The 23,565-nt window shown below is 37.7% G+C and carries 24 protein-coding genes and 4 pseudogenes; 6 read left to right on the forward strand and 22 right to left on the reverse strand.

The features are described from left to right. Positions 1-51: 51 nt before the first annotated feature. From C8K15_RS11185 to C8K15_RS11230, 10 genes and pseudogenes are all read right to left on the reverse strand, one after another. Positions 52-267 (reverse strand): hypothetical protein, encoded by a 216-nt coding sequence (locus C8K15_RS11185; protein WP_158268300.1) that lies wholly within the window; start codon positions 265-267, stop codon positions 52-54. A 3-nt stretch (positions 268-270) separates the two neighbouring features. Beyond that, positions 271-602: pseudogene (locus C8K15_RS21385) on the reverse strand (DUF1761 domain-containing protein). A 111-nt stretch (positions 603-713) separates the two neighbouring features. Next, complete coding sequence (locus tag C8K15_RS11195) at positions 714-1,280, reverse strand: aminoglycoside adenylyltransferase domain-containing protein (protein ID WP_108586499.1); 567 nt, start codon at positions 1,278-1,280, stop codon at positions 714-716. A gap of 9 nt (positions 1,281-1,289) precedes the next feature. Continuing rightward, the gene (locus tag C8K15_RS11200; protein ID WP_108586500.1) at positions 1,290-1,523 is read right to left on the reverse strand and encodes a hypothetical protein; all 234 of its coding nucleotides are present in this window, start codon (positions 1,521-1,523) and stop codon (positions 1,290-1,292) included. A gap of 12 nt (positions 1,524-1,535) precedes the next feature. Next, complete coding sequence (locus tag C8K15_RS11205; protein ID WP_199224098.1) at positions 1,536-1,802, reverse strand: hypothetical protein; 267 nt, start codon at positions 1,800-1,802, stop codon at positions 1,536-1,538. A gap of 127 nt (positions 1,803-1,929) precedes the next feature. Beyond that, positions 1,930-2,391, reverse strand: coding sequence for a VOC family protein (locus C8K15_RS11210; RefSeq protein ID WP_108586501.1), 462 nt, complete (start codon positions 2,389-2,391; stop codon positions 1,930-1,932). A 451-nt stretch (positions 2,392-2,842) separates the two neighbouring features. Beyond that, entirely contained in the window at positions 2,843-3,592 is a 750-nt protein-coding gene (locus C8K15_RS11215; protein WP_108586502.1) for an amino acid ABC transporter ATP-binding protein, read from the reverse strand. A 37-nt stretch (positions 3,593-3,629) separates the two neighbouring features. Then, positions 3,630-4,286: an amino acid ABC transporter permease gene (locus tag C8K15_RS11220; RefSeq protein ID WP_108586503.1), complete on the reverse strand. Its 657-nt coding sequence runs from the start codon at positions 4,284-4,286 to the stop codon at positions 3,630-3,632. Between the two features lie 43 nt (positions 4,287-4,329). Then, positions 4,330-5,484, reverse strand: coding sequence for a saccharopine dehydrogenase family protein (locus C8K15_RS11225; protein WP_108586504.1), 1,155 nt, complete (start codon positions 5,482-5,484; stop codon positions 4,330-4,332). A 100-nt stretch (positions 5,485-5,584) separates the two neighbouring features. Then, on the reverse strand, positions 5,585-6,406 hold the full coding sequence (locus C8K15_RS11230; protein ID WP_108586505.1) for a transporter substrate-binding domain-containing protein: 822 nt from the start codon (positions 6,404-6,406) through the stop codon (positions 5,585-5,587). A 531-nt stretch (positions 6,407-6,937) separates the two neighbouring features. On the opposite strand from C8K15_RS11230, the gene C8K15_RS11235 reads away from it, so the two are divergent. Further along, positions 6,938-7,279 (forward strand): zinc ribbon domain-containing protein YjdM, encoded by a 342-nt coding sequence (locus C8K15_RS11235; protein ID WP_146173653.1) that lies wholly within the window; start codon positions 6,938-6,940, stop codon positions 7,277-7,279. A gap of 207 nt (positions 7,280-7,486) precedes the next feature. Here C8K15_RS11235 and C8K15_RS11240 read toward each other — a convergent pair whose 3' ends face one another. From C8K15_RS11240 to C8K15_RS21495, 3 genes and pseudogenes are all read right to left on the reverse strand, one after another. Further along, the gene (locus C8K15_RS11240; protein WP_108586507.1) at positions 7,487-8,407 is read right to left on the reverse strand and encodes an ABC transporter ATP-binding protein; all 921 of its coding nucleotides are present in this window, start codon (positions 8,405-8,407) and stop codon (positions 7,487-7,489) included. Then, positions 8,407-9,096, reverse strand: coding sequence for an ABC transporter permease (locus C8K15_RS11245; protein WP_108586508.1), 690 nt, complete (start codon positions 9,094-9,096; stop codon positions 8,407-8,409). The genes C8K15_RS11240 and C8K15_RS11245 overlap by 1 nt, the downstream gene beginning before the upstream one ends. A gap of 141 nt (positions 9,097-9,237) precedes the next feature. Beyond that, a pseudogene (locus C8K15_RS21495) lies at positions 9,238-9,315 on the reverse strand (DUF2089 family protein); the annotation flags it as partial. Positions 9,316-9,559: 244 nt separating this feature from the next. On the opposite strand from C8K15_RS21495, the gene C8K15_RS11250 reads away from it, so the two are divergent. Then, entirely contained in the window at positions 9,560-10,144 is a 585-nt protein-coding gene (locus tag C8K15_RS11250; RefSeq protein WP_108586509.1) for a biotin transporter BioY, read from the forward strand. 96 nt (positions 10,145-10,240) lie between these two features. On the opposite strand, the gene C8K15_RS11255 is transcribed toward C8K15_RS11250, so the two are convergent. From C8K15_RS11255 to C8K15_RS11265, 3 genes are all read right to left on the reverse strand, one after another. After that, complete coding sequence (locus C8K15_RS11255) at positions 10,241-11,023, reverse strand: hypothetical protein (RefSeq protein ID WP_108586510.1); 783 nt, start codon at positions 11,021-11,023, stop codon at positions 10,241-10,243. 4 nt (positions 11,024-11,027) lie between these two features. After that, positions 11,028-14,780, reverse strand: coding sequence for an AAA domain-containing protein (locus tag C8K15_RS11260; RefSeq protein ID WP_108586511.1), 3,753 nt, complete (start codon positions 14,778-14,780; stop codon positions 11,028-11,030). A 326-nt stretch (positions 14,781-15,106) separates the two neighbouring features. Beyond that, the gene (locus C8K15_RS11265) at positions 15,107-15,307 is read right to left on the reverse strand and encodes a hypothetical protein (RefSeq protein WP_108586512.1); all 201 of its coding nucleotides are present in this window, start codon (positions 15,305-15,307) and stop codon (positions 15,107-15,109) included. Between C8K15_RS11265 and C8K15_RS11270 the strand changes: the two are divergent. Beyond that, positions 15,253-15,990, forward strand: a pseudogene (locus C8K15_RS11270) (PI-PLC domain-containing protein); the annotation flags it as partial. The gene C8K15_RS11265 and the pseudogene C8K15_RS11270 overlap by 55 nt on opposite strands. Before the next feature lie 136 nt (positions 15,991-16,126). Here C8K15_RS11270 and C8K15_RS11275 read toward each other — a convergent pair. Both C8K15_RS11275 and C8K15_RS20310 read right to left on the reverse strand, forming a co-directional pair. Further along, positions 16,127-16,540 (reverse strand): hypothetical protein, encoded by a 414-nt coding sequence (locus tag C8K15_RS11275; protein WP_108586513.1) that lies wholly within the window; start codon positions 16,538-16,540, stop codon positions 16,127-16,129. Between the two features lie 166 nt (positions 16,541-16,706). Further along, complete coding sequence (locus C8K15_RS20310; RefSeq protein WP_233260453.1) at positions 16,707-16,874, reverse strand: hypothetical protein; 168 nt, start codon at positions 16,872-16,874, stop codon at positions 16,707-16,709. A gap of 228 nt (positions 16,875-17,102) precedes the next feature. On the opposite strand from C8K15_RS20310, the gene C8K15_RS11280 reads away from it, so the two are divergent. Beyond that, a complete protein-coding gene (locus C8K15_RS11280) occupies positions 17,103-18,008 on the forward strand; it encodes a glycerophosphodiester phosphodiesterase family protein (protein WP_108586514.1) in 906 nt (301 codons plus the stop codon). A gap of 448 nt (positions 18,009-18,456) precedes the next feature. Here the strand turns inward: C8K15_RS11280 and C8K15_RS11285 are convergent, their stop codons facing one another. Then, positions 18,457-19,062 (reverse strand): TetR/AcrR family transcriptional regulator, encoded by a 606-nt coding sequence (locus C8K15_RS11285; RefSeq protein WP_108586552.1) that lies wholly within the window; start codon positions 19,060-19,062, stop codon positions 18,457-18,459. Positions 19,063-19,183: 121 nt separating this feature from the next. Here C8K15_RS11285 and C8K15_RS11290 point away from each other — a divergent pair, with 121 nt between their 5' ends. After that, a complete protein-coding gene (locus C8K15_RS11290) occupies positions 19,184-19,729 on the forward strand; it encodes a hypothetical protein (protein ID WP_108586515.1) in 546 nt (181 codons plus the stop codon). A gap of 354 nt (positions 19,730-20,083) precedes the next feature. Beyond that, positions 20,084-20,257, forward strand: coding sequence for a hypothetical protein (locus tag C8K15_RS11295; protein WP_158268303.1), 174 nt, complete (start codon positions 20,084-20,086; stop codon positions 20,255-20,257). Between the two features lie 49 nt (positions 20,258-20,306). Here the strand turns inward: C8K15_RS11295 and C8K15_RS11300 are convergent. The 3 genes and pseudogenes from C8K15_RS11300 to C8K15_RS11310 form a co-directional block, all read right to left on the reverse strand. Further along, positions 20,307-20,764: pseudogene (locus tag C8K15_RS11300) on the reverse strand (sodium:solute symporter family protein); the annotation flags it as partial. Positions 20,765-20,769: 5 nt separating this feature from the next. Further along, on the reverse strand, positions 20,770-21,552 hold the full coding sequence (locus C8K15_RS11305; protein WP_108586517.1) for a YqhG family protein: 783 nt from the start codon (positions 21,550-21,552) through the stop codon (positions 20,770-20,772). Between the two features lie 36 nt (positions 21,553-21,588). Next, positions 21,589-23,121: a DEAD/DEAH box helicase gene (locus C8K15_RS11310; RefSeq protein WP_199224099.1), complete on the reverse strand. Its 1,533-nt coding sequence runs from the start codon at positions 23,119-23,121 to the stop codon at positions 21,589-21,591. Positions 23,122-23,565: the final 444 nt, after the last annotated feature.

Below are 23,565 nucleotides of genomic sequence, written 5' to 3' on the forward strand. Positions count from 1 at the left end.
TCTCAAATCAAACAATCGACTTCTTATTAATCCATTATAGCGACCAATAATTTATTTTGAGTCCTGTTCCTCTCTTTTCCGAACTTCTATTTGAGCCGTTATATAGGCAACTCCTACTAATCCAATAACACCAAAAACAATCGCTATAATGTCTTGTTGAGAATACGTAAAGCTAGTAAAACCCGCAATCAAACTTATGCCTATAACAATAAGTAATATCCAATGAGAATACCTAGATAAAAACCTCTTCAATAATTTCACGTCCATTAACTATTTAATTTCATCATTCAAAAATAATTTCCAAATACCCAAAATGAACCCCATGTCTGTAAAGGTAATTACGTGATATCCTGCATTAATCAAAAATAATTTTATTGACTTTCGTTCAAATAAATAAGTAATTCCCATTGCAGTGGCAACCCAAAATAGTCCTGCCATTGCACCAAATCTCGACCGAGAAACAGTACCAGTACAAAGGAAATGACCAATGACAATATTAATGAACCACCAAAAATCATCCCCATATTGCCTTTCTTTAATTGCCCTTCATCAAACCCATTTTCCACCATCCAAGGCTTTGCAAATAAAACTGAATACCACAATCCGCCAATGATAAATGCTGATAATGCTGCAACGATAACGGCTAAATAATTAATGGATTCTAATATTACTGAAAATCCATTTGATTCACTCCTTTATTTGTTTATTCTACTCTATTGCCATTTCTCCTCGTTGCAGTAATGAATTATGTACTTCGAAAATCTTATAGCCATTTTAATTCGCTCCTTATCGGAAGTGAAAATTATTTCCTTTTCACCTTTTCGAATATTCATGGCTTCCTTGATTATTGGATACCACTCGACTGGAAGATGTAGCAATGCATATTCGCCAGCACCAAGTTTTGAAATGATGTCGTGTTCTTTTAAGGTATAAAATTGTCGTAATAATCCAAGTACGGCCCATTCAATTTCTTCATCGATATCTTCAGCTGGAAAATTAGATAACTCTGCACTCGAGTTCTCCATTCGTTTAACTCGTTCTGCCCAATAAGAATTCATATTTCCATTTACATAAGAGAGTAAATGAGTTGATTGGATGTCAAAATTGAGTGCATGTCGTTCTGTCCCTAAAATTCTTATTCCCCTCGTTTTCAATATCCACCAAATAATCGGATCAAAGTCCGAACGATAACTTATCTTGCCACTGTTATAATTGAGGTAGTTGTCATTGCCCAAAGTCAGCCTACCTGCATCCTCCCTCATAATGTACACTCCATCCATTTCAGGATTTTAATTTTGGGTAGCTATCCTGCTATGGATTTCAGAAAGAACCATGGCATCTGCTTCTTGCAAACGACGATTTGTAATAGTAATGAAATCAATATCACTCGATTTTCCCACATAGGCACCTAGTGCAATGGAACCTTGAATATACAATCCTTCAAGCGTATTTGGTAAACGTTCATTCACCAAAGCAATGTACTCGTCTAGAACGTTCTGTACAAGTACTGGTATTTCCGACATGACATTCTCTCCTCACTTATATATAGGCTTCAACCCCTTCAACCATATTGAAGGAACAACCTCATCCAGCGTTTCATACCAACTATCCACTTTAATAAAGCAATCATAGTGAGTCACCACTACTGGAGATGTAGCTGAAGATTGCTCGTGAAATAACACGTTCCCCCATCTCGAAGAACGCATTTTCTTGTCCTTAATAAAAGCTGTCGTTAAGAACCTAGCAAATCCTTCTAATCCATCGAAATACTCCAGATTATGGTGTAACTTTTTCGAGTACATATCTCAACAACAAAAATAAATCCAACAACTAGGCCAGCTGCTGGATAAAGTTTATTAATAAGAGATATAGGGAGAAGACAACTCTCAGCGTAAAGTTGTTCCCACTTTAGCAGGCTTGACTTTGCCCTTATGCTTGTTGTAATTGTTCGATATCCAGCTTCTTCATTCCAAGCATTGCCTTTGTCACGCGTTGGGCTTTTTCTGGATTAGGGTCTTGCATCAACTTGCCTAAAATCGTTGGGACCACTTGCCACGACACACCAAATTTGTCCGTAAGCCATCCACATTGACCTGGTTCCCCCCCTTCGGAAAGGTGATTCCAGTAGTGATCGACATCCGCTTGCGTTTCGCAACTGATACTAAACGATACTGCAGGTGTGAATGAATAATGTGGCCCACCGTTAATCGCAAAAAAATCTTGGCCATTTAGTGCAAATGCTATCGTCATCACTTTACCTTTCTCTCTAGGACCAACCGCTCCGAACCGAGATACATTCTTTACATTTACCTCTTTGAAAACTGAGGCATAAAAATCCACCGCTTCTTCGGCTTGATCATCAAACCACAAGTTCGGAACAATTTTTTCCATAGCCGTTTCCTCCTCCATTGAATATACATACTTCCATGTTCGACCAATCCAATGTATTTTCCTGCAACCATTCTAGTTCAGGTAACAAACAGATTCTTTTCCTTCCTGTCGATAACAATAGAAATCATCAATACAGTGTCTTTGATTCTATGAACAGAAAGAATTGCATTTTTGTGCAAATAAAAAATGCCCTTCTGCTGTAGCGAAGGGCCTATGACTGACGATTTTTTTCCTATGCGCGGTTTTAGCCGTTCTATGCGCGCATTCGTGTCGACTATGCGCTGTTCTTTGTCGTCTATGAGCGGTTCTCTGTCGACTATGCGCGGTTTGGTCGCTTCTATTCGCGAAACTATAAAAAGCTACCATGATGCTGGTTTCGCTGTAGTCCCAAAGTTTATACTTTCTTTCAAAAAAGCAGCTGAAGATGCAATCTCAGCCGCTTGTTACCTTCCTATTCTACTGATGATAAAAATTGTCTTGTTCTTTCTTCTTTGGGATTTCCGAAAATTTCTTCTGATGTCCCTTGCTCAACTATTACTCCGTTATCCATAAAAACGACCCTGTCCGCAACATCTTTTGCAAAGCTCATTTCGTGTGTAACAATTATCATCGTCATGCCTTCTTGAGCCAAATCTTTAATAACCTGCAGAACTTCTCTTACAAGTTCAGGATCTAAGGCAGAAGTTGGTTCATCATAGAGCATGACCATCGGATTCAACGCTAGTGATCTAGCTATTGCTACTCTTTGCTGCTGACCACCGGACAATTGAGCTGGATAGTAGTCACACCGATCGCCAAGTCCGACTTTAGTAAGAAGAGCTTCACCCAACTTTCTTGCTTCTTCTTTCTTAGCGCCATGTATAACAATCGGACCTTCCATAACATTTTCAATTGCCGTTTTATGGGGAAATAAATTGAAAGATTGAAAAACAAAACCTGTTCGTTTTCTCAACTCTCTTATCGCTTTTTTTCTTTTACTATCTATTTTCCCACCTGTAATTACTTGAAATTCACCAATTTGAATGGTGCCTTCCGATGGTTCTTCTAAAAAGTTTAAACAACGTAGCAAAGTGGATTTCCCAGAGCCGCTAGGACCCATAATAACGACCACTTCGCTTTTACTAACGCTTAAGTCGATTCCCTGCAAAACTTCATTCGTTCCAAAGCTCTTTTTTAATTGATGTATTTGAATAATACTCATGGCAATCTCCTAACATTAGTATTTTCAAATCGTGGGATTATCGTACTAAGTACCTGGATGTTTTAATTTCTAATTTATCTAGTAAGTTGGTGAAAAATGATATTAATACCCAATAAATTGTAGCAGCAACTAAATAAATGGTGAGAGGTTCAAAGGTTTTTGCGATAATCAAGCTCGACATTTGCAATAACTCCGTTACAGTAATTACTGAAACGAGCGATGTATCTTTTATCAACACGATAAACGAATTCGACAATGTGGGAATCGCTATTCGCAAACTTTGTGGAAGAATAATTCTTCTTAACGCTTGCGAATAGGTCATCCCCATTGCCATAGAAGCTTCCATCTGCCCATTATCTACGGACAGTATAGATGCCCGGAACGATTCAGATAGGTATGCACCTGCATTTAAACTTAAGGCCAAGACTCCTGAAGATATTGGATCCAAAGCAATACCTATTTGAGGCAAACCGTAATAAATAACAAAAATTTGGACAAGAAGTGGAGTTCCTCGAATAATGGAAACATATATATTCGCAATTCCATTTAGCACCCTCACTTTTACTATTCTGACGATTGCGGTGAAAAACCCAATTATCAGTGCAATTACGATTGATATTCCTGCCAAAAAAATGGTCATTAATGTAGCTTCAAGTAAGGATGGCAAGGAATCGATAATGATTGTGGGGTCCATAAATCCTCCTCCTATCAGACTAGCAATCAGTTAGATTCATCATTTATTCAAATACTGCCTCATTGAATTCAATGGTGATTCCTAAGCTTTTCATTTCTTCTATAAACGGCTCGAACCTCTCCCTAACAATAATGCTCTCAATAGGAATAACTCCGGTTTCTGTTATATTTTTCATAGCAATCCATTTAGCCATTAACGCAGCTGGAATAGCTGTTGTTTTAGCCATAGAAGTGATATTCCGTCCATGATCATAGAAGTCCACCATTTCCCACGTATACTTTGTAGATTTGCCGTCTTTCATTCCACTTACTTCTACACGTAATACAGTGATATCTTCATTTGAGTTTCCAACCATCTTTGGTGCAAGAATTTTTTCTGTAAATGCTCTTGGAGTAATCCTTACTCCATCCACTGAAATGGCATCATTATCGAAGAATCCCAATTCACTTAAAACATTCATTTGTTGCCAATGTCCAGGATAGCGAACTGTGCGTTCATATAAATGCTTCACTTTATCCTTGAGAATGTAAGCGGTGCTATGGGCATCTGTAATAACACTTTCACATACACCCACCGGCTCTGGAAACGTTATTTTTTCTAATCCTGTAAGAGGAAGTAACTGTACCAGTCCCCCGTTTTCAACTGCCAGCGCAGGTTTTGTATAAAGGCCTAGCACACTTTCGAGGCGGAAAACGACTTGATACCATAAAGGTGGAATGGGATGTCTCGGAATGCCACCACAAATCATTACTGCTTCCTCAGCTTCATCAAGCATCTCAATACCTTGCGCAGCTAAAAAGTTTGTGATTCCAGGGGCAACCCCACACCCTGGGACAATTATTACTCCTGCCTCTTGTGCTTCTTTATGCAACGCTCTTTTTTCATGAAACCTAGAACCAACTAAATCTACTAAATGACATTTTGATGCAATGGCTGCTTTAATGGTGAGAAGACTCAAAGAATGCGGAAGGCATGCCACTGCAACGTCAGCACCTTTTAAAACGTTTGCAATATCTTCTTCTGTTTCAAGTGATGCCACTTTGCCTACTACTTTTGGGTTTTTTGCGATTGTTAAACACTTATCAATGCTTTCTTGTCTCCCATCCACAGCAGTGACTGAATCAATCCCATTAAATTTCGCAATTTCACACACCACGGTTGTCCCAATCATCCCGGTTCCTAAAATAACTATATGCAAATGTATTTGCCTCCCTATCAATGAACTATTGTTTAAATAAAGCATAGAGAAATCGAATTTCCCATTGATTTCTCTATGCTCATAAGAGGTTAAGCTATTACTAGTTTTTTATCGGTTCTGTTCCGAACCATTTTTTATAAATTTCATTATATGTCCCATCATCTTTCATTTCCGTTAAAGCTGTATTAACCTTTTTAATAAAATCTTCATTGCCTTTATTAACCGCCATTCCGATTTCGTCTTTATTGACAATATCGCTAGCTATTTTTATTGGAAGCTTATTTTCTTTGATGTTGTAGCTAATTAATAACTGGTCGTTAATGATGACATCTAATCGTTCATTCGTAAGATCTTGAATATAATCACTGACTGCTTTGTATAATTTCACGTCTGCACCTTCAACGCTATTTGCAACTTCTTCAAAAGTTGTTCCGCCACCTACGCCGACTTTCTTTCCTTTAATATCTTCAAGTTTAGTAATGTCGTTCGTATCCTCTCGAGTGACTAAAACAGAACCAGTAATAACGTAGGGATCCGTGAAATCGACACTTTTTTTCCGTTCTTCTGTAACGGTCATTTGTCCGATAATGATATCGAATTTATCAGCTTTTAGTCCACCAATTAAACCATCCCATTTTGTCGCAATAAAGTTGGCTTTAACACCTAATCTTTCAGCAATTTCATTCGAAATATCTACATCAAAACCTTGAAATTCATCATTGTCATCTAAGAAGTTAAATGGTGGATACGTGCCTTCAAAAGCAACATTCAATTCTTGGGATTTTTCGATACGAGCCAATACACTCTGGTCATCATTACTTTTCCCTTCACTACTTTCTTCTTTTACTCCAAAAAAATTACAACCTTCAATCAGGCTAATTAGAAAAAAAGTGATGATCAGCAATATGACTTTCTTTTTCATTTCCATTCCCCTTTCTATTTTTAAAACTATTTCATTTCTTCTACATCCCTATTTCGCGTGCGTTTCGAGGAATAGAATCAATCAAGATTTCCTTCTATATGATGTTTGTCCATCTGAAATCAGTAGAATGATCCGGGGACTGAAAAATCACTTTCGACTACGTCGTCAACAGCAACTCTCAATTCTCTAAACTATGCGTATCTCGCATAGTTTATTCATTGAATCTCACAACTCTGGTAGTAATGTTATATTTAAACCAAAAAAGTATTCACCGCTCTCAATAAAGAGAATCTAGGTGAATACTTTACTTACTATGATTATCCTTAAATTGATTTCCCCTAATTTTCCTTTGCATTTATTAGTATATCTTTATATATAACCATGAATCATCCCAAGTTTACATATATAATAGAAGAATCTATTTCACTTTATACAATTTACTTCGTAAGGTTTTTTTACGAGGTTCTAAAGGAAATTGAAAATAATTCTTATAAGACAGAATTTGCAATAATGAATGGAGGAAATGAAATTATGGTTGATTTACCACATTGCCCAAAATGTAATTCAGCATACACGTACGAGGATGGAAATCTTTTAATTTGCCCAGAATGTGCCCATGAGTGGACGTTAGTAGGGGAAACTGAATCGAATGAAGAAACAAAAGTTGTTAAAGATGCAAATGGCAACGTCTTAAACGATGGTGATTCTGTAACGATCATAAAAGATCTTAAAGTAAAAGGAAGTTCTTCAACTTTAAAAATAGGAACAAAAGTAAAAAGTATCCGCCTAGTTGATGGAGATCATGATATTGATTGTAAGATAGATGGTTTTGGCGCTATGAAATTAAAATCCGAATTTGTTAAAAAAGGATGAATTGATTATAAATTGCCATCAAAGAGAAATAGCTAGGGGTACCAAATTGCTTTAGCTGGCAACCTTATTGCATCATATCCTCAATAATGAAAACGAGCGATGACTAGGTCATCGCTCGTTTTTTGTATTCCTATTGATTTTCATCTGATGTAAAAATCGACTTGCGTTTCAGTCACTTGATGAAGAGAGTCATGTTCCTTTCCAAATCTACTGGCTAGAATCAAGGTCTAGGAATATGTCTTCGAGTGAGGGTTCATCGACTTCTATGCGATAAACGTCAATTTCCGCACTTATTAAAGCTTTATTAATCACAGGAATATCTGATTCCTCTTCAATCACTATTGTAATATTTTCTTCACCCAAATGAACATCTCTTCCAACTTTATTGAAGATTTGTAATAACTCTGGCTTCTGCTTTTCTGGGTAAGGTGAATGTTTAATTTTAACCGTTAATTGAGACTGATACTCGCGTCTTAATTGATTCATACTCCCCTGAGCCCGGATAACACCTTTATCCATAATTGCGATTTCATCACACAGTTTCTCCACTTCATCTAAGTTGTGGGATGTCAGGAAAATCGTCTTCCCATCTGCAGCAACATTTTTAATTAAGGAATGGATATTTAAAACGGCGTTGGCATCTACACCTGAAGTAGGTTCATCAAGAAAAATTAATTCAGGATCATTGATGAGCGTTTGGGCAATACCCAATTTTTTCTTCATACCAAATGAATATTTTTTGGTTTTAATTTTCATGGCATCTCCAAGTTCCACCAGTTCTAATAGCTTTATTAAATCAGAAGTAGACTTAGACATCCCTAATATACCTGCAAAATATTTCAAGTGTTCAATACCAGTTAATTCGTCATAAAATTTAGAGTAATCCGGAAGTACACCTATTCTTCTCTTGACTTTTTCATGCGTAATTTCACTTGAACCAAGTATCTTAAATTCACCTGATGTCGGCTTAATGATACCCGTTACCATATTGATTAAGGTAGATTTACCTGCCCCGTTTTTACCTAAGAAGCCAAAGATATGACCTTGTGTGACATTCAAATCAACCTTATTAACAACTGTATGATGTCCATATTTTTTTGTTAATTGATTCGTTTCAAAAGCATACATTAAAAGTCCCTCTTTCTAAGAATCATTACACTCGCAAGAAGAAAACCAAGGGATAAGATTGGGATAAAATAAACATACATTGTTTGTTCTTGACCAATATAATAATAAGGAGTTATAAAACTAAATACTCTTATCAAAATTAAATCATCTCTAAAAATTCCAATGGTTCCTAAAACTGGAATTGTAATTGATAGAACAATGCCTATAAACATACTTAGTCCAGGCTTACTAATGACAGTAGACAGAAATAGAGAAAGTGCTACAAAGTATGTAATAAAGATAAATGATTCAGCAAACTCTGCAAAGTAGAATGTTTTAGCGAAGGGAACTACCAGAATCAGAGAAGCCAAAATACAAACAAACCAGAAGAGCGAAACACCTAAAAATTTACCGATAACAATTTTGTCTCGGGACATCTTTGTTACTAAAAAACGCATGGTTCTAGAGTGAATTTCTCCATTTATCACATCATGGGATAAGCTTGTCACGAATAAAGGACCAGCAAGCATTAAAATAATGAACAGCCCAGTCATATAAGCATCTTCAAGACCCAGTTCTTGCAATTCATTACCAAAGTTACTTAACATTTTTGCCGATCCTACAGTAACCCCAAGAATTATAATGATAATAAAAATCGAACGAATACTTTTGAATAGACTCTTAAATTCTCGTAAACATATTGCAAACATCTTGAAATCTCCTTTTAACTCTTATTAAGAACAAAAAACCTTTGTCCATCCATTCTTTAAAAATATGTAAACCCCTCTAAATTCTTTATATGTCATGTAACTCTATTTTCTCTAGCTCTTTCTTTTATCCTTTTACACGGCAGACCTATTTTTTAGAGAACAAGAATTTAAAATGAATTTCCTAATAAATTCAAGGGACTCTTTATCTAAAGACAAAATCTAAGATGGAATTTCTTCACGATTCATTACTTCAACCCCCTTTTTAACAATACTAACTTATACTTCAACTTTATCCAAATATTAGTTAATATATTAAAGTTTATTACCTAATTAAAATTCAATAGATATTATTCTTTATCAAATCTTTCGATACACACTTGTGTAAACTGAAAAAAAAATTACGTTGACGTATAAATTCATTTTCTTTTATACTGTTGCTATATTGAGTTTTTGGAGGGTTCACATGACTAGTTCTACAGCAACAACAACTGCAAACTATTCACGTACGTTACTATTGGTACAAACCGCGATGTTTGCCGCATTAATGATGATTGGCGCCAATATTTCTTCATTTCTAATCATCGGTGGTGTACCGATTACACTCCAAACATTCTTTGCTATACTAGCGGGTCTCCTATTAGGAAAACGTACTGGTGCAATCGCCATGCTTGTATATGCATTGATTGGTTTAGCTGGATTACCTGTCTTCGCTAACTTTTCTGGAGGTTTAGATACAATCATAAGCCCTACTTTCGGCTTTATTCTTTCCTTTATATTTGTCGCTTACATAGCTGGTTTCATTGTTGAAAAATTCCCAACAAAAGTTGGATTTGTAGTAGCCGCATTAGCTGGAACTGCATTTAACTACCTTTTCGGTACTAACTGGATGTACGCTGCTTATAAGCTTTGGTTTGCAGCACCAGAAGGCTTTTCATACAAAATGGCTTGGGCTTGGATGGCCGTTCCCTTGCCAAAAGATCTCATTCTCGCAGTACTCGCTGGATTGTTCGGTTTTAGATTAAGACCGATACTTCAAAAACAAAGATAAATATATTTCTTTACACAAATCCCCCCACCAATCAGGTTGATGACCGATTGGTGGGGGGATTTTTTCAACTTATTCATTCATGCGTAACTATATCACCTAACCGATATACAACTTCCGCAATCTAGTGGCATCTTTCTGATTGAGTTCGTTTTCAAATAATGGATCAAATTTGCCCGTCCATGTATTCCAAACTCTTATAAACACAGTGTCTTCCGTGCGGTCGTGTAAATGGAATTCTAGGCACACCGCTCGCAAGTTTTCCTTTAGTTCAACGGAACAAATTTCTTCGATCAATTTCTGACCATTCTCAACTAAAAATTCATAGTCTGAGTCCTGTATCATCTGTCTAATCTTTGAATCGTCCAGTTGAGTGACATCCATCATTTCGGCCACTTCTTTAAAACGAAAATCCGGTACACTTTCGTCCTCATCTACTATTTTAAAACCGTGATCACGTTTTAGTGATTCATTATGATAGGAGCTATAAGCGATTTCCATATCTTCATCCATCGGATCATGCGCAAATGTACCTTTGGTTAAATGCATAGAACCACTAGTGGTTAGTCGATAGATAGTATCTATTTTCTCAACCATGTTATTTTGCATCATCAACTCTAGCATATGGTCGACAAAAATGGTTTCAACCGCCAATAACTCACTGATTTCGTTCGGCTCTTTTACTTCCAATCTGTCTAATATCTTCAGAATCATTTTCATCAGGACGTCCATTTGACTCCTAACAACCGTTTTCATCTGAATTTCTGCTTGTTGAAGAGGAAAAGCCCAACTGTCGCTGCCAAGTAAACGCAAATGGGATTGCTCTAGCAACATGGCAGATATTCGAGACATCTCTTTCTCGATTTGCAGATTCTTGCTCAAACCATTACCTCCTACTTACGCTTGTTTCCAATTCTTTCAGTCCTTCGTGTTGCTTCACTACTTTTAAAACGTGGTGGAACATGGCTTTTTGTGATTCACCGTGTGCTTTTTGTGTAAACATATCCACGCTTCCGACAATCATCAGAAGTTCACGAGCTCTAGAGAGTGCAACGTTCAATCGTCGGTAATCTTTCAAGAAACCAATGTTTCCGTCAGGCTGAAGATGATTACGTACGAAGCTCAAGATAATAACGTCCATCTCCATCCCCTGGAATTTGTCGACAGTACCCGTTCTGCAATGTAGATGTGGCAGGTCCAGTTCTTGACTGAGCAAGCGATTTACTTTCTTCACTTGTTCCCCGTAAAAACTGATGATGCCCACTTTTTTCTTCACATTTGCGTCCAAGCGACCTTCTTGTTTCGCCATTGCTGTAGCCTGGTTCAAATCGAGCAACAATTCACGGGTTTTCTTCAGCTCCGCTGCATTGAAAAAGCTTCGGCTATGTTGTTCCCGCTCCTCTAAGAAGCCTCGCTCATTCGGCATGTCATACCACAAAATATGTTGCCCCCGTTTGAACAATTTCCCGTCAAGCAAGTGGTCTCGGTCTTTATTTGAATTAACTAGACCGCACTCGAGTCCATAATTTTTCTCACGGTAAAAAGGATTAATCGTTTCCATGATGTGTTCATGCATTCGATATTGAATACGAAGCGTCGTCTTGCTGTCGTCAGGTAAATCTTTAAACAAACGTTCAAAAATCGATTCTTTCAAGATTGATTTCAATTCGGCTTTTTCTGCTGGATCTTCCATATCCTCCAACAATTCATCCATCGTATCCTGCCCAACTAAAGGAGGCAATTGATGATGGTCGCCCACCAAAATGATTTTCTTCCCTTTTAACATCGGCAGTAATAATTCAGGTGGCGTCGCTTTTGATACCTCATCAATTATGACTACGTCAAAATCGGGATACTGGTTCACAAAATCTTTACTGGCTGAAATCGAACATGTTACACCAATCACATTCGCGTACTGGATATACAACTTCTTAATTTCGTCTAAATCGTAAGCCGTTGATTCACCAAGCATTTCTTGCCATTCCAAACGAATGTCGTTCGATACACTCAGGAAGGTTTCTTTTCTCTTTAACTCATTTAATTGCAAAGAGGTTTGTTCATGCGTCGATTTAACTTTGATTAATAAAGCTTCCACGTCGATTTGGGCGATTACTTCTAAATCAGCCACTTCCTTAACGAAAGCCGTTTGTTTCATCTGTTCATCAGCAATCTTTTGCTTGATATCATCAATCGTATTCTGGAATTGGGTCATTTCGTGCGTTCGTTTTTGCACAACTGCTTGCTGCACGGAAGTTGCTTGAACTAAACCTTCCACGTAGCTTTCTTCTGTCCCCATCTGCTCAAGTTCAAGCTCTTTTTCTGCTAAAACCTTTTCCACTTCAACCATAGATGTTAACCCATCTTTAATAGCAGACATTTCGCCAAGAGTCTTTTCAAAAGAAGAAATCACATCGTCTAGTTCCTTAAGTTGTGGGGTTAATAAAGAAATCTCGGCATCTATTTCTTGCTGATATTTCACCAATGCTTGTCCAACAACATCTTTCAACTTTTCAAAAGTAGTTTTAATTTCGTCCTTTATTTGCTCATTGCCTTTTTCTTGTGCATCGCGCCTTTTTGATACCTCTGATCTCGACACTTTTAGAACCATCATATGTTCATAAATAGTAGATAGTTTTTGTCGATCAGCTTGATTTAAAGGTTCACGGAACCCGTTCATTTTTTTTGCATACTCCCGAAATGCATCCACCACTTTGTTCACATAAGGTGCCTCTAGTTTAGACCCTTCTAATGTTGGGAGCATCGAGATTTTCTTTGCTAACATCTTCATGTTATATTGATGCGCATTCAGCTGCTGTTCCGCATAGACAATGGCTTTATTCAAAGTAACATCTACTTCGGAAAGTTTGCCTCCCGTTTGGTTAGCAGCTTGATAGTTCAAACGCAATCGGTCCATGTGATGTATAATCGAGCGGATTTCCGAAGCGCGTGTCCATGGTTCATTGCCAATCAAGGCTTGAAGGTCTGTTATTTTTTTAATGCTTGGGATTTGCTTGGTTATGTTTTGCAAAATCATGTGCTTAGCTGAGAAGGTCTTTAGCTTATCCGCTATTTGTTGATGATCGGTTCTACTTTGTTGTAGAGATGTTTCCGTTTGTGCAAACGTCAACTGTTTCTGAAGTTCTCGGATCTCATCTTGAAGTCGAGTTTGTAGCTTTGCAAATTCACCGGATTCTGAAAAGAGAGATACTTGGCCTTGTAATCTCTCATACCGACTTTGTGCATCTTCAAATAAATCCTTGCCCATGTCAAAATGAAAATCGACTTGGGCTTTTTTACGATTCAATTCTTGAACGTGAGACTGACTAGTAGTCAAATCGAGCTTAAGCTTACTTAGCTTTTCTTTCGCTTGAATCTTTTCGATTTTCTGCGATTCCAATTCCGCTATTTCAGTTTTCAAATTTTCTACTGTTTTTTCCGTTTCTTTAATAGAAACAAGTAGGTCCTGTCCCTCTTTTTCGAACTGACTTACATGTGTTTGAATTGAAGATAGTGTCTGCTGTTTCCAGTAAAGAGCGACTTTTTCTTCAACAAAACGTTGCCCCTCTTCCTCGATACTCTCGCTACGACCAATTCGTAAAATCCGAATGTCTTGATCTGTCAGCAGTTTCCCGAGTGCATTATCTACCGCCAAATTTGATTGTGACGCAACTAGCGTTTTTAACCCCATCTTCGCATGTTGATAGCAAATTTCAGAAATAACCGTGGTCTTCCCCGTTCCAGGAGGACCTTGAATGACATACAAATCTTGTGCAGCAATCGCACCTTCTACTGCTTGTCGTTGAAAATCATTGAGATTTTGCTTAAACGCTAAATCTTCTGGGACTTTCCCTTTTCGCACTGTCGGACGTTTCTCAAAAAGGAGTTTTTCTAGATTGGGATTGACAGCCCAGCCGTTTTCGAGACGTTTAAATCCATCTTTAAGACGATTGATTTGCGCCATTTCTGCTACATTATCGAAAGCGAGCTTGCCGTTAACCGGAACTCTCCATTTTCCTTCTCTCGCTTTTTCTTGAAGATCCTTACTGAGTTCCACATCGATTGTTCGCTTGCCCATTTGGACTTGCACGACATTCCCAAGGCTTTGGTTCGTCTCAACCAATTTAACCGCTGATTTTTTATAATACTTATCAAAACCGTTCGGCAGCTTTTGTAGCTCAAACGTTACTTTACGAAAATCCGGACTTGTCCGAGCGTTCCGAATCCCAATTTCAAGTCTTTCTACATCTGCATTTCGTTCCATCACACGCAAATACGATTCCCAACCGGAAATCCGCTTCTTTATGTACTCCGATCGATCGGATGCTATCGGTAAAGACTGAATGATTCTGTAAAGTGAGAGCGTCATTTCCGTTGACACTAAACCCTTCCGATCAAACGACATTTTCAACTGCATATGTCGATTATTTCCTAATTGCAAACGCTTCTTGGTCACATAGAAATGAGCGACTTCAAGTCCGTTTCCAATCCATTCGCACTCCATTACTGGGGTGCCTGAGACTACTTCTGATTCTATATATAAAGAGACTCGTCGTTGATTCGCCTGACCATCTGTTAGACGTTCCATATGAACATCAAGAATAGGCGACACATTCAACAAGCTCGTTAATTCATCTGCCATTTTCGGTTTACTTTTCCTAAACCGGCTGCTCACGGACAAATTACACCGCGTCACATCTGTACTTTTCACCACATTCACTGCCTTACAACTCCTAACCCGTCCAAAACCATATCTTCCTATTGTAAAGGATTGCCGCCTTCAAATCGACCACTCATCCACAAACTTTTTTGTCAGTTTTGGGAAATAATGAATCGTCGCCTCCTTACACCGAGAGTTGCGGCTGAAATTGCTCTCTATTCTTTTAAAAGCTTTATTACTGCTTTTGGCTCCAGCCAAGAGCCTTTTCTGTTGGTGACATCCTGTCTTTAATATTTCACTATTACTACTTAAGTCGTAATTTTTACAACTAAGCTTTTAAGGTCATTTGAAGATGGTGCAGCTTCAGCCGAAATATCGTTTATAGGCGGACACTTCGACCAGGCTGCATCGATTCCAACTTGGTATTCATTTTTTCCAACTTGGCTCCCCATTTTTCCAACTTGGCGCTTATATTTTCCAACTGAGCAATCGCTCACCAAAAATTCCATCAGATAAACCTCAATTCGCAGTATTTCATGACTGGATACTCGATTGTCGAACAAACGTCAAAGGAATGATAGTCGATTACACAATGGATGAACTGAAAAAAATTGATATTGGCTATGGTTATACAGCTGATAATGGGAAAACATTTCCCTTCCGTGGAAAAGGTATAGGTCTCATGCCTTCACTGAACGAAGCATTAAGCCAGTTTCCAGATCAATTATTTTTGATTCATATCAAAAGCGATGACCCGAAAGAGGGAGAGCAACTGGCTGATTTCCTTTCGACGCTTTCAAATGATCGACTAGAGCAACTAACCGTCTATGGTGGTGATCAACCAATCGCCACCTTAAAGAATCGTTTGCCAAATTTACGCGTCATGTCGATGGAAACGTTAAAAAGCTGCCTACTACCCTATATTGGCATTGGCTGGACTGGAGTGATGCCTGAGGAGTGTAAACATACCGAAGTGCATATCCCTGAAAAATATGCTCCTTGGATTTGGGGTTGGCCCGATAAACTTTCGAATCGAATGGATGCGGTCGATACAAGGGTTATTTTAGTTGCAGGTGATGGTAATTGGTCAGAAGGGTTTGATTCAGAAGAAGATTTTAAAAGATTACCCACAAATTATTCTGGTGGAATATGGACAAATCGAATCGATCGTATTGCACCTTTAGTGAAATAGACTGCAAGTTACCTTAATTAACGCATTCCATAGGAGTGAACCGCTGTTCTTTTTGATTAAATGTAAAATAGGGGAAACACAAAAAGACCGCTGAAGAAGTAAATTCAGCCGCCTTTTTCTTATATTAATTTATTACCTACTTCTTATAAATTTCTTTATAGGCAATGACTTGTAACGCCAACATTTCTTCATCTGTTAGTTTCTCATTCAGAACCTGTAATACTTCATCTTTAGATGCTGTTCCATTTTGAACTTGTGACTGAACTTCTTGGAGTTTGGTGATGCCCACCTTTTTGATAAGGACACGTGTAGCTTCTCCTTTAGATGTAAATGGCAAAGTGCTTTCATCTGCGGACTCCGCTTCTTTAATCATCCTTGATAATTCTGGATCACTTTCTATATAGGCCTTTAAGTCATTTATTTGTCCACTATTCTCAAGTTCAGTTGAAGCTGAATCTAGAAGTTTATCCGAGGCGACATTAGTTCCAAAATAATAAATACCATAACCAATTGCTCCTAAAATCACAATTGTTATAAATAATTTCTTCATCTTCTCACTCCCTTTATCGGTGCATTATATAATAGACGTTTGGGAGAGGAAATGGTCACAGAAATCGGCATTTATTTGATCAACCAATTTTTTCCACATCAATAAGGGATTGATATTTCACATTTTTTAGCCAAGAAAAAAGGAGCAATTTGCTCCTTTTTCCTACTTACTCATCGCTTTCTTTATTCTTGTTTGCATCATCTATATCGTCATTTTCTTCGCCGTCATCAATACCATTATCTTGGTCCACTCCATCGCCACAACCTGCTAAACCACCAAATAGTAATCCGCCAACAATACCACTAGCTAGTAATGCCTTTTTATAATCTGCCATGTTCATGTTCCTCCTTTAATGTGTTTAGAATATGTCTTGCGTTCTTATTGAATTTTACCCCTTATAAAATGGATATAAACATAAATTTCTGAATATTGATTCGGCGACTATTAGAGGCAATCCGTTTTGTAAGTAGGAGCCTTACGAAAGTATCGGAAATAACATCAACTTATCTATCATATAATTTGTTAGACTAATGATTTTGCATTCCATCGTTGGAGGAATTACATGAAAATAATGAAGTTTTTGATAATCCTTTTATTCATTTGTGGGTGTACCCCACAACAATCAAAACCACAACCTCAAACTATTCCACCAACTCCTTTGCCAGAAAATGGTTTTCTGATCATAGGTCATCGTGGCGCTTCAGCTTATGCAGCAGGGCACACTCTGGCTGCTTATGAAATGGCTGTTCTAATGGGTGCGGACTATATTGAAATTGATTTACAAATGACCAAAGATGGAAAACTTGTTGCTTTACACGACTCGGTAGTCACGCTACATAATGCTCAACAAGCTGTGGCTGATGTCACGTTTGACGAAATTCAACTTCTCTCACCTGGCAAAGAGTTCGATAAAAACCATTTATCATATACGTTACCGAATTTTCTTGAGTTACGTATTGTTGATTTGTCGGAGATTCTTAATTACTTCGGGGACAGAGTCAATTACTACATTGAAATAAAATCGCCAAAAGTGTATCCGGGTATTGAAGAAGAACTGTTACGACAGCTACAGGAACATCAACTTCTTAATAGAGTTGACCCCATTCCAAAAGTGATTATCCAGTCCTTTAACACAAAAAGCTTGCAAGAAATATTTGCTATGGAGCCATCCATTCCCTTAATTAAACTATATACCTTCGGCAAAAAAGCGCATCTTTCTAAAAAAGAACTTAAAGAACTGACCGAATATGCATCAGGCGTTGGCGTAAATGTTGAAGCGATTAATCGTAAATTCATCGATAAGATGCACAGCGAAAACTTGCTTGTTCATCCTTATACCGTCAATGATGAAGAAACAATGCGTAGTCTTATGAACTATGACGTAAACGGCATTTTTACAGACCGACCTGATGTCGCACTTCGTGTGAGAAATGAGAAAAACAATACGGATATTGAATTGTATCCTTAATGGTTTCCGGGTCGCTTAGGACCGCAAAACTTACTGCTCCACAACCTAAAGAAAGACGAGCTGTGACTAAGTCACAGCTCGTCTTTTGTATTGCAATCCAATCATGATTTAAGCACTTTTTTCTTAACCCACTTGGAGCTTCTACCCTCCCTAACGTTTCAATAACGCCTCAGTTAAGGGACAGTCATGTAAAACGATTTTAAAACACAAATGAAAAATTCACGTGAAATATGAAGATATGACTAACCATATCTTGGCTAGCGAGAAAGGATTGATGGCCGGGTTTTGGTTTATCTCTCAAACCCCTACCTGTTTCCAGTCGATTATGTCATGATTTTCCATTGCCCCATAAAGCTATTTCCCGATGGCAAAAACTTCTATGCGAATATAAGAAAGCACCGCCAATCGGATTGACAGTCGATTGGCGGTGCTTCTATTTTCATTCACATTACAAAAATCGGGAACTGTTCAATGGGTGTATAAGGAGGCGATTAACGTGCTTGACGATAATTGGAACGATTCGTTCTTTCGTCAGACGTTCCGGTGCAAACAGACAATGAATGGCCAGTCCATCTACCAGCGCATACAATGTTTCGATTTCTTCCTGGAAATCAATTCCCGGTTTCAATCTTCCGTTTGCTTCAAGCACAGGGAGGAGTTGCTGGAGTGCCTGCAAAATCCCATCATCCCCCTCGAATTTATGGCGGAACTGGACATTGGCGATGAAGTGGAACCAAACCGTCATTTCGAGGCGGGACTGGTCATCCAAAGGAATAATTTCCAAAAAGAAATGAACAAGCAACTCATCCATAGGCATGTCTTGTGCAAACTTCTTCTCAAGCCGTTCCGTCACTCTTTCTTTCACCAGCTCCATCGAATAACTCAACAGTTCTTCCTGAGAAGAAAAATAATGGCGCAAAGAGCCTAACGACAGATTGGCTTCCTCGGCAATCGATCGGACAGTTGTCCCTTCAATCCCTTTCTTCATAATCAATTCCCACGTGGCTTCTGCAATAATTTGTCTGCGTTCTTCGTGATTCACTTGTTTTGGCATAGGTTCATTATAGCGACTAATATACAAGCATACAATCTAAATAGAACACTTGTATTAAATAAAACACGGTGGTATATTTTAATTAATACAAACGTACTAAATAAAAAATGGAGGTGCACACATGAATGGAATTGCTTGGGCTATTGTCATCTGTGAAATTTTATTTTGGGTCTTCATTGTCAGTGGTCTTGCCGCTCGATATATAGGAAAAAGAGAAAAACTCGGTTTTGCCCTATTAGCAATGACACCTTTGGTTGATTTAGCTTTACTTGGATTGACAGGTTACGACTTATACAAGGGTTCGACTGCCACGATGGCCCACGGAATTGCCGCTATCTACATCGGCGTTTCCATCGCTTACGGTAAATCGATGATTCGCTGGGCTGATGATCAGTTTTGTTTTTATATCCTCAAAACGAGGGAAAAGCCCGCCAAAAAGACGGGAATGGCTTTTGCTAAACAAGATTTCCTCAATTGGCTAAGACATCTTTTCGCCTTTATGATCGGCGCTGGTTTATTGTTTGTTTTAACAATATGGGTTGGAGATGCCGAAAGAACGGAAGCTTTCCAACAAATTCTTCGCGTATGGGCGCTTGTACTCGGCCTTGATTTGCTCATCACATTGAGCTACTTTATCTGGCCACGCCCAGCAAGACATACTACTTAACTCTGGAAGTATTAAGACCATTGAGAACTAGGAATCGTACTGACGAGTATGATTCAACCTAAAAGATGAAAGAGACGTTCAATTAACCTCTAATTGAATGTCTCTTTTTTGTTGATTTATCTAAGTTCACGAATGTCTTCTTACTTTTTAGGGTAATCGACCATTTATTGACTGATTTATTTTCACCAATAAAAAAGGTGTTTTTAGTGTCATCTTTTATCTACCGAGCATATAACTATTGAATGTGGTCAAAATTGAAATACAGTTTTCTTTAAATGGACATTTAATAAACTGATCATATTTGCAAGAAAAAATACTTTAGAAAAGGGTGAGTACATGATTAATCATTTTGAAATGCAGAAAATAATCGAAGCGAAAAAAATGGAGATAGATCTCCGAATCCAACAACAGTCTTCTTATCGTCAAATAGATAAAAACAATGCAAAATTGACTCTGTTTGAACTGTTCAAGAAAATTTTCAGCAATCGAAAAGATAGCAAAAAAGACGAATATTGTGAAAACTGCTAAAAGCGAAAGGATGACAAAGGAGGAAAGTGACCAAGTCACTTCCCTCCTCTTATTGTTTAGTAAATAGTTGATCCATGATTGGATTGGATTTATTTTTTGCCTTATTAACGAATATAGGACAATCTACGCGATGATGTTTGCCGTCAGTCCCCAGAACCCTTCATAAATCCCGAATGAATTTCCTGTTGCGTACACAGCAAATGTTACAGAAAGCCCAACAAGCAATCCAATTATGGTTGCTTCAATTGGTTTTGGTTTCTCTAGAACATACTAAAGACCACGGCTGGGAACATTTGAACCATACCAGATACTCCTAGAAGTTGAAGAGAAACTAGTGCTGTTGGGAAAATAATGCCGAAGATTAATGCTAGTCCAATAACGACAAATACCATTGAACGAGTAATCATCGTTAATTTTGCAAGAGTTACTTTTGGATCAATAAAATCACGGTAAATATTATTCGCAAAGAGATTTGAAAACACCAATTGCTATGATTGAACAAGGAAGCCATTTCATTTCAAATAAAACAATCCACCATTTATGATTTCAATTTTAATTCTTGCTTCGTATTGTTGGTCCATTGCTTCTTTTTCCATATCGTAGCATTCTGGCTTGTTTTCTACCCCTTCGTAGAAGTATTCTAATACTTCTCGATCCTTTTTCCATCTCATTTTTGCTTCGTCAGCCCATGTGTGATCATCTCGTTGTATGATATTTTCGATTGCCCCATCTAACCGTTCCAGGGCACGAAGGGGCTTTATTATATACGTTATATTAAACGCATCTTTTGACATGGTTGAATCCAAATCCACGCCACTTATCCATTCCTGAAAACTGTCTATCATATTCCCTGTAATTAAGTTTATGCCTAAAGAATGAAACATCTCTTTCGTTTGATCGCTGTAATACGATACTTTATAATTCACGCCTAACCAAGGGGTTAAAATGGTTTTAGTTTTGGGATTATCTAATACCCTTTCATACATTTGCACATAAGAACCAAGCTTTTTAGTTGTTTGAAACAATTGATTGAGCCGAGGGGAACCAAAATGGACAACTTCCCCTTTAATCTCTTCTTCTAGCTGATTTTGATCGGTGATGAAGGTTAGTTTTGCTGGGTTTGGCACGCCATCTATATTTTCTAAGTATTTCCAATAGAATGGCCGGTTCATAATTTTTTTATCCATATCAATCGTTAATTGCACGGTCATATAATGGTCATTACCAATAATAATATCGCAATTGTTTTCTGTGAAAAACTTTTCTAAATAACCATGAATTTGTTGTGGATACAATGTACATCCTCCCTAGAATGAGCTGCCACTTTTATCTCAAATGGTTTTTTTGAATGATGATAAAATATCGTCTAAGTCACCCACTACTTTTTCAAAGACATCAAGTTTCACATAGAGCAGATCCAATATATCTTCTTCGATGGTATTGTGAATAGCTAGATTGTATATATGAACGTCATGTTCTTGTCCTAACCGGTGGACACGTCCAATTCGTTGTTCTAACTTCATGGGATTCCAAGGTAAATCATAGTTTATGACATGGTGACAAAATTGCAAGTTAATTCCTTCGCCTCCGGATTCTGTCGCAATGAGGACTTGCGCTTGATCCTTAAATAATTGCTTCATCCAGTCTCGTTTGTTTTTCTTGAATTTCCCGTTAAAGAGGACGCTTGTGATTCCTTTTGTATATAAGTACCACTGCAAATAAGCTTGACTAGCTCGGTATTCGGTAAAGATGATGACCTTATCATTTGCCTCGGAAATAATTTCATAAGCCTTTTCCGCTTTCGAGTTTACTTCGAGTACCATCAGCTTTTGAATAATTCCTTCAACATAATCAATCTCTTGTGGATCGGTGCATTTTTGTCGCATTTTATTTAAGGTCATATACGTAGCTTCTTTGCTACTACACATTTCTTTTTGTAGAGTGATCATGGAGAAGGCACCCGAAAAAACAGGAGAAATATTTTTAAGTTCTAGAATCATTTCGTAGATTTCTTTTTCTTCTTGTGTAAAATGGATGGGAATAGTTTGAACGCGACGTTTTGTCCACTCAATACCTGTATCCTGCCTTCTATTTCTCACCATAACTTGATTCACCAGTTCTTTTAAAAAGTCGTCGTGTTCCACATTGTGTTTACTAGCGGAAAACGCAGATTGAAACGTCTCGTAGTTTCCAAGGTGACCCGGTTTAAGTAAGGAAATGAGATAAAACAATTCAAACACATCGTTTTGAATGGGCGTTGCAGTTAACAATAGACAAAACTTTTTCTTTAAATTTTGAACAAACTCGTAGTTTTTAGTTTTATGATTTTTTAATTTATGTGCTTCATCAATGATGATTAAATCATAATTTTGTTCATATATGTTTTCTTTGTGTGGACTTCTTTTTGCCATATCCATACTCATGACGACGATATTACAAGTGTTTAAATCGTAATTCTTTTTATATTGCATGGCTGGAATATAAAATTTTTGGTTCAGTTCTTCAATCCATTGATTGACTAAAGAAGCTGGGACCAAAATTAACGCTTTTTTCACAAGGCCTCTGATTAGGTACTCTTTCAAAATCAAACCAGCTTCAATCGTTTTACCGAGTCCTACTTCGTCTGCAAGAATTGCTTTACCATTCATTCTTTCAATAACCGTCTGTGCCACTTCCAATTGATGTTGAAGAGGTGTCAGATTGGGTAGATATTTAGGCGATTGAAGACCAGCAAAATCAGTAATCAAGCTGTTTTTCACTACTTCGTAACTCATATTGTATAATGTCCAATTATCCCAAGCTTCACGATTCTCCAATCGTTCTATAAAGCCTTCTTTCCACTCAGACGACTTTTCAATTATCATAAACATCACCTCAGACAACTTTATCTTTCTTATAAGGTTGTCCAAAAAAGAAATTACTATGTTTAATTAAGTGAATAAATATTATTCGCGAGCGGTTTCATTGAATTGCATGTCTATGCGCGCATTCGTGTCGTCTATGCGCGAATTTTTGTCGACTATCAGCGGTTCTTTGTCGACTATGCGCGGTTTGGTCGCTTCTATTCGCGAAACTAAAAAACTACCATGATCACTGGGTTCGCTGTAGTCTCAAGTTTATAACTTCTGCTTATCTTACGAAAAAAACAAGCAGCGACTTAGTCACTGCTCATCTTTGACACATTTCCGCAGAATTTTAGTAGTTCTTCTATTTCATTTATGCGAGGCATTCCGGATTGAGTAACTATTTTTGTGATTGATATCAATGCAGCCTAACCTTTCGTTATAGTTTCCATTAATTAAATTTTA

The sequence above is a fragment of the Paenisporosarcina sp. OV554 genome (genome assembly GCF_003058165.1).
In the GTDB taxonomy this organism is placed as follows: Bacteria; Bacillota; Bacilli; order Bacillales_A; family Planococcaceae; genus Paenisporosarcina.